General features: G+C 43.2%; 7 protein-coding genes. 2 read left to right on the forward strand and 5 right to left on the reverse strand.

Features of this window, described 5'->3' with window-relative positions; genetic code table 11:
- Positions 1-17 precede the first annotated feature (17 nt).
- From ACYVGO_RS34270 to ACYVGO_RS34280, 3 genes are all read right to left on the reverse strand, one after another.
- Entirely contained in the window at positions 18-3,359 is a 3,342-nt protein-coding gene (locus ACYVGO_RS34270; RefSeq protein ID WP_460973234.1) for a TonB-dependent receptor, read from the reverse strand.
- Positions 3,360-3,466: 107 nt separating this feature from the next.
- Positions 3,467-4,555, reverse strand: a complete 1,089-nt coding sequence (locus tag ACYVGO_RS34275) for a FecR family protein (protein ID WP_460973235.1) — start codon at positions 4,553-4,555, stop codon at positions 3,467-3,469.
- A 35-nt stretch (positions 4,556-4,590) separates the two neighbouring features.
- Positions 4,591-5,262: an RNA polymerase sigma-70 factor gene (locus tag ACYVGO_RS34280; protein WP_460973236.1), complete on the reverse strand. Its 672-nt coding sequence runs from the start codon at positions 5,260-5,262 to the stop codon at positions 4,591-4,593.
- Positions 5,263-5,675: 413 nt separating this feature from the next.
- On the opposite strand from ACYVGO_RS34280, the gene ACYVGO_RS34285 reads away from it, so the two are divergent.
- Positions 5,676-6,440, forward strand: a complete 765-nt coding sequence (locus ACYVGO_RS34285; RefSeq protein WP_460973237.1) for a DeoR/GlpR family DNA-binding transcription regulator — start codon at positions 5,676-5,678, stop codon at positions 6,438-6,440.
- A gap of 115 nt (positions 6,441-6,555) precedes the next feature.
- Here ACYVGO_RS34285 and ACYVGO_RS34290 read toward each other — a convergent pair whose 3' ends face one another.
- Positions 6,556-7,266 (reverse strand): LytR/AlgR family response regulator transcription factor, encoded by a 711-nt coding sequence (locus ACYVGO_RS34290; protein WP_460973238.1) that lies wholly within the window; start codon positions 7,264-7,266, stop codon positions 6,556-6,558.
- A 185-nt stretch (positions 7,267-7,451) separates the two neighbouring features.
- A complete protein-coding gene (locus tag ACYVGO_RS34295; RefSeq protein ID WP_460973239.1) occupies positions 7,452-8,495 on the reverse strand; it encodes a sensor histidine kinase in 1,044 nt (347 codons plus the stop codon).
- Positions 8,496-8,736: 241 nt separating this feature from the next.
- Between ACYVGO_RS34295 and ACYVGO_RS34300 the strand changes: the two genes are divergently transcribed.
- A partial coding sequence (locus tag ACYVGO_RS34300; RefSeq protein WP_460973240.1) for a carboxypeptidase regulatory-like domain-containing protein occupies positions 8,737-9,776 on the forward strand: 1,040 nt, incomplete at its 3' end.

Raw genomic sequence — 9,776 nt, forward strand, 5'->3', positions numbered from 1 at the left:
TGTTAGTGGGTTCGAGGTTAGAAGCTGACGTTTACGCCCAACGAGTACACGGCCGACGGTACATCATCCTGATAGATCGATGAATTGAATTCTGGGTCGAAGCCGGTGAATTTGGTGAACACAAACGGATTCAGGATCTGGGTATAAAAACGGGCATTTGAAATTTTCAGGCCATCGAGCGCTTTTCTGGGCAAGGTATAGCCCAGCGTAATGTCAGAAATTCGTAGAAAGCTGGCATCCTGATAATTGATCGCGCTCCGATAGGGATTGGCCGCCACAACGCCAAAGTAGGTATTGGATGGGTTATCACTCCGCCAGTAATCCAGCGAAGCCAGCTTGTTATACCGCGTGTTGTTCATTTCGCCAAACGTCCCTGCGAGCGTATTGTTGCTGTATTGCACGCCATTTCGGTAGTACGTAAAGAAGGAGAAGTCCAGGTTTTTGTATTTGAACCGGTTGGTAACCCCCAAAATCCAGTTGGGGAGTTGGGTGCCAAGTACAACCCGGTCGTCGATGGCGTCGGTCGACGAAATCTGGCCATCGTTGTTCTGATCGACTACCCGCACCGAACCGGGCTCCTGCTTGTATTTAGCCGCTAAATCTTTGTCGGCCGTTTGCCAGATGCCCGCAAACTGATAATCGAAGTTCGAGCGGATCGGGGAACCCACAAAGAGTTTGTTTCCTTTGTCAACAGTCTGACCATCACCGTATAAGGATAGTAGTTTGTTTCTATTGAGGGTGAAGGCAAACGTACTGTTCCAGGAGAAATTATCCTTGGCAATGTTAACCGTATTGAGCGTAAGTTCGATACCCTTATTCTCAATAGTACCCACATTGGCGACCACCTGGCTGAAGCCGGTTACGGTTGGAATTTTCTGGTTCAGAATCAAATCGACCGTTTTCCGATTGTATAATTCGAGCGAGGCAGCAATCCGGTTTTTAAAGAAACCGAAGTCGATCCCCAGGTTAAATTCCTTACTGCGTTCCCAGCGCAAATCTTTGTTGGCTAACGTGGCTGGTGCAAATCCATAGGCAGCGGTGCCATCAAAATCATAACCTGTGTTCAGCAGCGTTGCCTGGGTACTATATGGGTTGACGGTTGAGTTCCCCACCTGGCCATAGCTAAGCCGCATTTTGAGGTTGGAGAATACATTTAGCTTACTGATAAATGGCTCATCGCCCATTCGCCAGGCTAGCGCAACCGACGGGAAAAATGCCCATTTGTTGCCTTCTGCCAGTTGCGAGGCCGCATCTGAGCGGCCCGTTAGGGTCAGCAAATATTTGTCGTTGTACCCATAATTAACCCGTCCCATAAAAGACAGAAGCGACTTTTCGGTAAGCGAGCTGGCATAGGACGTAACCGTTCCCGTCGACAGCGCGTACCAATCAGACGCAAAGGGCAAGTCTTTGGCGGCTATCGTATAGGTTTCGTTGCGTTGATAAAAGGCACTTTGCAAGCCCGTTACCGTAATTTTATGCTTTCCTAATTCCAGGTTATAGTTCAGGATATTATCGATCGTATAGTTGCCCATTGTCTTATTATCATACTGGGCTCTTGGCTTGGCACCAATCTGCGATTTTGTCCATTGGCCCCTGAAATCGCCTATTTTGGTAGCACTATAGGACGCCGAAAGCGATGTACGAAAGGTTAATCCTTTGACTAAGGCTACCTCGGCATAGGCGTTGCCCAGGGCGGTCATCACGGTCGTTTGAAGCTTCGAATTCTTGGGATCAACATCGGCCAGTGGGTTTGGCACCTGTTTGTCGTTTATTCCCATCCAGAAGGCAAGTCCATCAACGTTGATATCTCCATTTTCGGATGGATTGGCGAGGTCATTATAATAGGCCACGCCCGTTGGCCGGGCCCGGTAAGCACCCCGTAACGACTCCTGAGAACCCACATCCTGGTTGCTGTAGGTCAGATAAGAGGTGAAGCCTACTTTGAAGCGATTGCCCAACTTGCTATCTAAACCTGCATTTAAGTTATACCGCTTAAAGCCTGTAGAGAGCACATTGCCATTTTCATTTAAATACCCACCCGAGAATCGATAGGTCGTTTTATCACTACCGCCCGATACGCTCAAATTATGGCTCATTTGAAGCGCCTGTCGCGTAATTAAGCCCACCCAATCGGTCGATTTTCCACTATTTATGACGTCCAGTTCAGCAGCCGTAAACGTCGCTCCTGTAGAACCTTCCAGAACCCTATCTGTATACGTCGCCTTATAAAACTCCTGGGCATTCATTAACCGGGGGATGTGCGCCGGTGTTTTCAGGCCAACGTAGCTATCATAGCTCACTCTGGGTTTGCCCGAAAGTCCTTTTTTCGTCGTGACAATCACAACACCATTGGCACCCCGTGCTCCATAAATGGCGGTTGAGGAAGCATCTTTCAATACGTCCATCGACTGAATATCATTGGGGTTCAGGTTGTTCAGGTCTCCACCAATCAACCCATCAATGACAATTAATGGCTCCGTCGAGTTATTGATCGTGTTTTCGCCCCGGATGGTAATGCTATAACCCGCCCCTGGTTTGTTACTCGACTTGGTTACCGTAGCCCCTGCCACTTGCCCCTGAATAGCCCTGGCAGCCACAACTGGATTTGCTCGGGTGATATCTTTCGACTGAATCGAGGCAACCGCACCCGTTAAATCTGTCTTTTTTATTTCGCCATAACCCACTACAACAATTTCGTCCAGTTGCTTTAAATCAGGCTTCAACACAATATCGAATGCCGTTCTATTGCCAATAGCGATGCTCTGAGATTCATAGCCAATAAAACTGAAAATCAGCTCGGCATTTTGACTGGCAACGGAAAGAGAAAATTTTCCGTCAACATCCGTCGTCGTACCCTTAGTCAGGCCTTTAATGATGATACTGGCACCAATAATGGGCTCGCCTTTATCGTCTTTTACAGAACCTTTAATGGGGATATCGGCCGGAATTTCGGCTACTAATTCTGTCGACTGATGCTGGATTGAACTCGTTTTTACTTCAGCCCGATTTAATACGATCTGTTTACCTAATACCTTATACTCCAATTGGAGTGGCTTTAGGATATTTTCCAGGACTTCACCGAGTGTTGAATTGTCGAGCGAAAGGGTTATTTTTCGCTCTGAACGAATAAGGCTTGAACTGTAGATGAACCGAATTTCAGCTGATTTTTCAATCTCATTCAATACCTGTTTAATTGATCGATTTTCTACTTTTAAACTAATTCGCTTATTGAGTAATTCCTGAGCATAGCCACCACTCGCGATGGATATACTAAAAAATATAATCGATAGCATAAGCTGCGAGAATACGATTCGCAGAAATTTACTTTTTGCCCTAAAAATCCGTAGCGGGTTTTTCATGGATTTGTACTTTTTTGTTTAAGTGGGAGTAGGAGTGAGTTTAGTAACTTTAGGAAAATATAAGCTTTGAAGGAAAAAAGAGGAAGAATAATGCAGGCTTCGAGTACTTACCTGCACCCATTTGATTTTAAAATTATTTGATTGTCGAGTTCCTGATAACTTGCCTCTAAAGCCGTGCAGATTAATTCTAATTTTTCTGAAAGAGGCTCATCCGACAGGTGCGCCGTTAGCCGACAATGAGCCAGTTTTTCTTTGTTATAAACAATGTCGATGCTATAGGCTTTTTCTAGCACCTTCAACACTTCGATAGCCGGTGTATCATCGAAATTGAATGTAAATCGTTGAATGGGAAGTTCAAGTTGAGATTGATCGACAATGACTGGCTTGTCGATTTTATACTTATTACGATTTACTTTTACTTTTTCGTTTGGATTTAAAATGAATCCATTGAGCGTATTACTTTCTAATTTTTGATCTTTATCCCGATCGTATTGCAGGAAGACGGCAACCTTTCCCGTCTTAACAATTACTTCTATTTCAGATGTTTTAGGCTGGGTTTTAACCGAAAAGCTAGTACCTAAAACTTTAGTTATTAGTTCATTCGTGTACACGAAGAAAGGTATCTTTGAGTTTTTCTGTACCTCAAAAAAGGCCTCGCCTGATAGGATAACTTCTCGCTTTGTTTTATTATACTGTTTGGGTGAGTAGCAAATTTTACTTTTTGGCTGTAAAATTATTGAACTCTTATCGGGCAGGTTGATCAGCATGGGTTTAGTTGTGAAATTTTCTTTTTCATAAATTTCACCCGTTTGTGCTTTGGTATTTTTTACGAGTTGGTTATACGAAATAAAATCCGGTCTGTTGAGCCGTAACCAACCTACCCAGACAAACGTTAACACAATGGCTGCAGCCGCTACCCATTGGAAATAGACGTAGAAGTTCCTACTTTCTGAAGGTATGACAACTTCTCTGGTTTCGTTTACTGGATTTGCTATATTCTGATATACTTTTTTTAAGCCGCTATCAATGTTAAAAATGTACTGAGGGTGTGTCTGTTCCCATTCATCTAAATATTGAAAAAATAACTCTTTATTTTCTGGATCACTAAGCCATTCTTCAATAAATTTATGCTGTATGGATGTTGTCTTTCCATCAAAATAATCGAATATTATTTTTTTTGTTAAGATTGGTTTCATGATAAGCTTATTTAAAATTCAGGTTGATTGGTGCGTTAATAAAATAAATAGACTAAAACAATATTTAATATATATTGTGATTTTAATTCTTCTCGGATCTTTGCTAAAGCTCTACTAATAAGCCGCTCAACAGCGCTTACTGTGAGTTCCATTTCTGTTGCAACTTCGCTATATTTTTTTCCTTCCAGTCTGTTTAATTGAAAAGCACGCCTTGCTTGTTGTGGAAGGTGTTGAATAGCTATGTCCAATTTTTGACTAAGCTCATGGAAATGGGTAATTTCATTCGGTTGTAGTACAGGAACCGTGTTGCTGGTTTGGCTATCGACCGAATAATTATCAAAATTTGTGTTACGATTTAATTCCAGCTTTATATAATTATTCGCTCTGTTTTTTACTGAAATGTATAAGTATGATCTGAAGGAAGTCGTTATACTCTCATGGATTTTGTTGTTCCAGAAATTTGTAAATACTTCAGCGACAATATCTTCGGCGATTTCTTTTGAATAGACATAGCGGATAGCATGGTTACACAGGTTCGTATAGTACTTTCGAAAAAGTAGCTCAAACCCTTCTTTGGGTGAATTGGTGAAACAGGCCTTTATAAAATACTCATCAGAAAAAACTTTGGTTTCTGGCAGATCTTTTGAGATACTTATGGGCTCTTTTTCGAAAGAAAACTCGTCTTTCTCTTCCTGTTCATGTACCATTGTTACGGATGCTAAAGCTTTTTGTACCTAAATGAAAACTGAACTAACGTAAGCGTATTGGGCCTTAAGTAGACAATTGCCAGCTTGGCTTGGTCCGGAACTACGCTATTGGCAAGGTAGTTTCAGAACCGTTTAGCTACTAATTGATTGATGGATAGGGTGCGTTTTAAAATGTGCTGATTCTAAGACAAAGTTTTGATATTTTACCCCACACTCTTAGCGATATTAGTTTTCTAGGATATAATTATACTTGTTCGAGCTGACTGATGTTTAGTGAATTAGCTACTTAGTTGAATGACTTAAGCAGATGCCGAGCCCATTTTTGCTTCTTATCGATTGCTTTCGTTTAGTATCTATAGCAACGAATATTATACTTTTACTTACTTTTGGCTGATTCAGAAAAGAAAAATAGTATGCTACCGAATCAGCGTCGGGATAAAATACTCGAATTATTGAAGGAGGATGGCTCAGCCAAGGTGGTCGATCTGGCGAGAATCTTTAAGGTAACGGAGGTGACGATACGTCAGGACCTCGAAAAACTGGAAAAGGATGGGCTGGTGACCAAAGAACATGGGGGTGCCTACCTGAAAAACGTTGAAGATCAGGTCAGAACGGTATCCCTTGGTAACCAGGAAAATATCGACAAAAAAGAGCTGATTGCCGCTAAGTGCCTGGAATTCATTGAAAGCGGTGATAGCATCATTCTGGATTCGGGCTCGACAACAACCGAAATAGCCAAGAAACTCCGCGGTTACAAGAACCTCACGGTCATTACCAATGCGCTGAACATTGCCCTGATTTTGGGGGCTGAACCAGGTATCGAGCTGATTGTGACCGGTGGTGAGTTTAAACCACCAACCTTATCGCTGACCGGTCAAAAAGCCGCCGATTTCTTTAAAGGTATTAACGTGCAGAAGCTCTTTCTGGCTACGGCGGGGATTTCACTCAAGGCTGGTCTAACCTATCCAAGCCTCAGCGATTTAGTTGTTAAGAAAGCGATGATCGATGCCGCCGACACGACTTATTTAGTCGCTGATTCGACCAAGATGGGCAAGAGCGCATTCGCCAGTTTAGGTGCTTTATCATTGATCGATTACATCATCACCGATGCGGGCATTGAGGAGAAGCACAAGCAGGTGTTTCATGATAACGAAATCGAGTTGATCATCGCCAATTAAGAATTTTAAACGCAAGGGGCGCAAAGGTGAGCGCAAAGAACGCAAAGTTTTTATCTTTATACTTAGCGTTCTTTGTGTTCACCTTTGCGCCCTTTGCGTTTAAAAGGGAGTCCATCTACAATCCTAGCTCTCTCAGGAACTCTTCTCTATAATTACTGCCAATCGGGATTTCGGTTTTGTCGATAAAAATCCGATTGCCTTCGATATGGGTAATTTTTGATTTGTTGACGATAAACGAGCGGTGTACACGAAGGAACAGGTTACTGGGAAGCAGATTGACAAAACTCGAAAACGTCATGCTTGGCATGAATGTAGTCTGCGAGGTAGTGATTTTTGTGTAATTCCCATTGGCTTCCGCAAATAGTAAATCCTCATGTACTAGTTTATAGATTTTACCGTCGGTTTTAATAAATGTGTAGGCTTCGGACTTCTCTGGAATAGCTGCCGGACTTGGTGTTGAATGAGCTTGCAAACGCTCCAGCGCTTTATCGACGGCAACAATAAATCGTTCTAGTGAAAAGGGTTTTAGTAAATAATCACAGGCCGATAAATCGAAAGCATCCAGCGCGTATTCTTTATAGGCCGTTGTGAAAATGACCTGTGGTTGATTTTTGAGCGTTTTTAAAAATGCTATGCCGTTCAGAATGGGCATGTTGATGTCTAGAAATAGAATATCGACGGGCTGCTTATGCAATTCAGCTTTGGCAGCTATGGCATTGTCGCAGGAAGCAACCACGTTCAGAATGGGCAGATGATTGCAATACGTTTGTATAATCTCCCTTGCAATGGGCTCATCATCGACAATTAAACAGTTGACAGTCTTCATTTTATGTTTTTAAGCATAGGGGCACAGAGGTAGGGGTTTTTTTGTCATTCCGACGCCAGGAGGAATCTCAAAGCCCCTTGTAAATCAAGCTTGAGATTCCTCCTGGCGTCGGAATGACAAAAAAATAAATAGGGAAAGCTTATACAATTTCTCATAATAACTCTGTGGCTCTGTGTTGAATAAATTTACTTTGTCCGAAGTTGCAATAACACCGTATAAAATCCATCCTTCTCCTGAATGGTCAGGTCATGCATAGTAGGATATAATAACTCAAGTCGCTTCTTCACGTTAGCAAGCCCAAGGCCACTGCTTTTTTCCAGCGTCTCCTGCTTGTTATCGGCAGGGCCAAATGAGTTTTTTACGGAAAACAGAATTGAATTTGCCCATACTTTTACCTGAATATCAACTATTATTTTCTGATCGAGTGTATTCTTCGAATGCTTAAACGCATTTTCAATAAAGACGATCAAGAGCATTGGGGCAATCTTGAAAGTCGGATCGATCCCATTTTCTATCGACGTTGTTAAGTCCAGCCGATTGCCAATGCGTATTTTCTCAAATTCGATGTAATTGTTAATATACGCCAGCTCATCGGTTAAGGGGACGAACAACTCTTTGGAGTCGTATACAGAGTACCGTAATAAGTCGGCGAGTTTCAATAGAAGCGTTGGCGTTTTATCCGGCTGCGAAATTGAAAGCCCGTACAGATTATTCAACGTATTGAACAAAAAATGCGGACTCAACTGCGATTGCAGTAAATGGAGTTCACTCTGACTTTGTTCTGCCTGGGCTTTGGCTTCGTACAACTGGCTATTAATTCGTGTGCGGATTAGTTTAAGGAAAAGGCCGCTTAGTACGCAAAAGAGAAAGAACGGTATGATCAGAAAGATGACAAACATTAACTGGTCCGAATGATTACGTAAACTGTTGGCAAACTGCGCAACCACAAACGCGAAGCCTGTCAGTAGTAGAGGTAAAAAGACTAATAGCCAACTGGGAACCTTTTTGTTGGCGGGTATCCACAAGTACGCCAGGTATCGACCAAAATAAATGCCAACCAGACAAAGAAATGTGCCAGCCAGGGCCGCTTCTTCATCGTCTCTCTCCACTACCGTTTCCGTATACAAATTGATGATCAGATAGATTGGAATGGCAGAAAGCACCCAGATGAGCGCATGCTTCTGTAATTCGGTTAGCTCGTTTATACCGGTGGTTTGTTGTTTTTTCACGATCACTGTCTGGATTGGGAGGTACAAAGCTGAGCACACAAATTGATACCACTAAACGTCCAGGACGGACACGTAAAAATAGCTGACGAAATCCCGGTAAACGATTACGAATCGGTTCGACATCCCAAATCCTGATTCTGTCAGGTCAAGCCTGTTGTTCAACATAATTAGTTTTTGAGCCCACCCAACCCGCCAATATTTGCTCATCATCTTATGGAGCCGGGCTCTAAAACGTTACACCATGCGACCTGTTTTGCTATTTATTCTCTACTTTATTGTGGCGATTTCATTATCCGCCCAAGCGCAAACTAAGCTCATCAATGGGCTTGTGAAGGATCTCCAGAATGAACCCGTGCCGGGTGCCACCGTTCGCCTGATCAGCCTGACTGACTCGACGCAGGCACTGGGTGAGCTAACCAACAGCAGCGGGAAATTTTCCTTTAAAAACCTCATAAACAGCAGCTATCGGATACAGATAACAAGCGTTGGGAATAACGACTACCGAAGCGGAACGATAACCATTGACGACCAGCATCCAATTATCGACTTGCCTGTATTTATCCTAAGTCCGTCAAAAACAACACTGAAAGAGGTAACTGTAGTGGCCAAACGTCCGATGATCGAGCAGGATATTGATAAAACAATTGTGAATGTAGATGCGATGATTGGTAGCGCCAGTAGCAATACGCTGGAAGTACTGGAAAAAACGCCCGGCGTAACGATAGACACCGACGGATCAATCAGCCTGAACGGAAAAACGGGTGTACTGGTCCTGATCGATGGTCGGCCTACCTATATGTCGGGGCAGGATTTGGCGGCTTATTTGAAATCCCTGCCGGGCGGCTCTTTGGATAAACTGGAACTGATGACGAACCCGCCCGCCAAATACGACGCGGCCGGGAGTTCGATCATTAATATTCGATTGAAACGGACTCGCGTACTGGGTTTTACGGGAAGTGTCTCGGCTGCTTATAGCCAGGGTGTTACAAGTCGAAGTAATGATGTGATCAACCTGAATTACAATCACAAAAAACTCAATCTGTTCGGGAGTATCGGCTATAACAAAGACGGCAACTATTCGAATGATGGGTATGATCGGACATTTTATGACGCCAATGGAGTCCTGAACTCATCGGTGCAGTTGCAGAATAACTATACCTACAGCAGCCACGGCGTGATGGCCAGACTGGGTATGGATTATGCGGCTTCAGAAAATACAGGCATCTACATTCTTGAAGTAGCCATCCCGAACGTAAAACGCTTTCGTAGCCAGTTGCTCTT

The organism is Spirosoma migulaei (genome assembly GCF_054776855.1).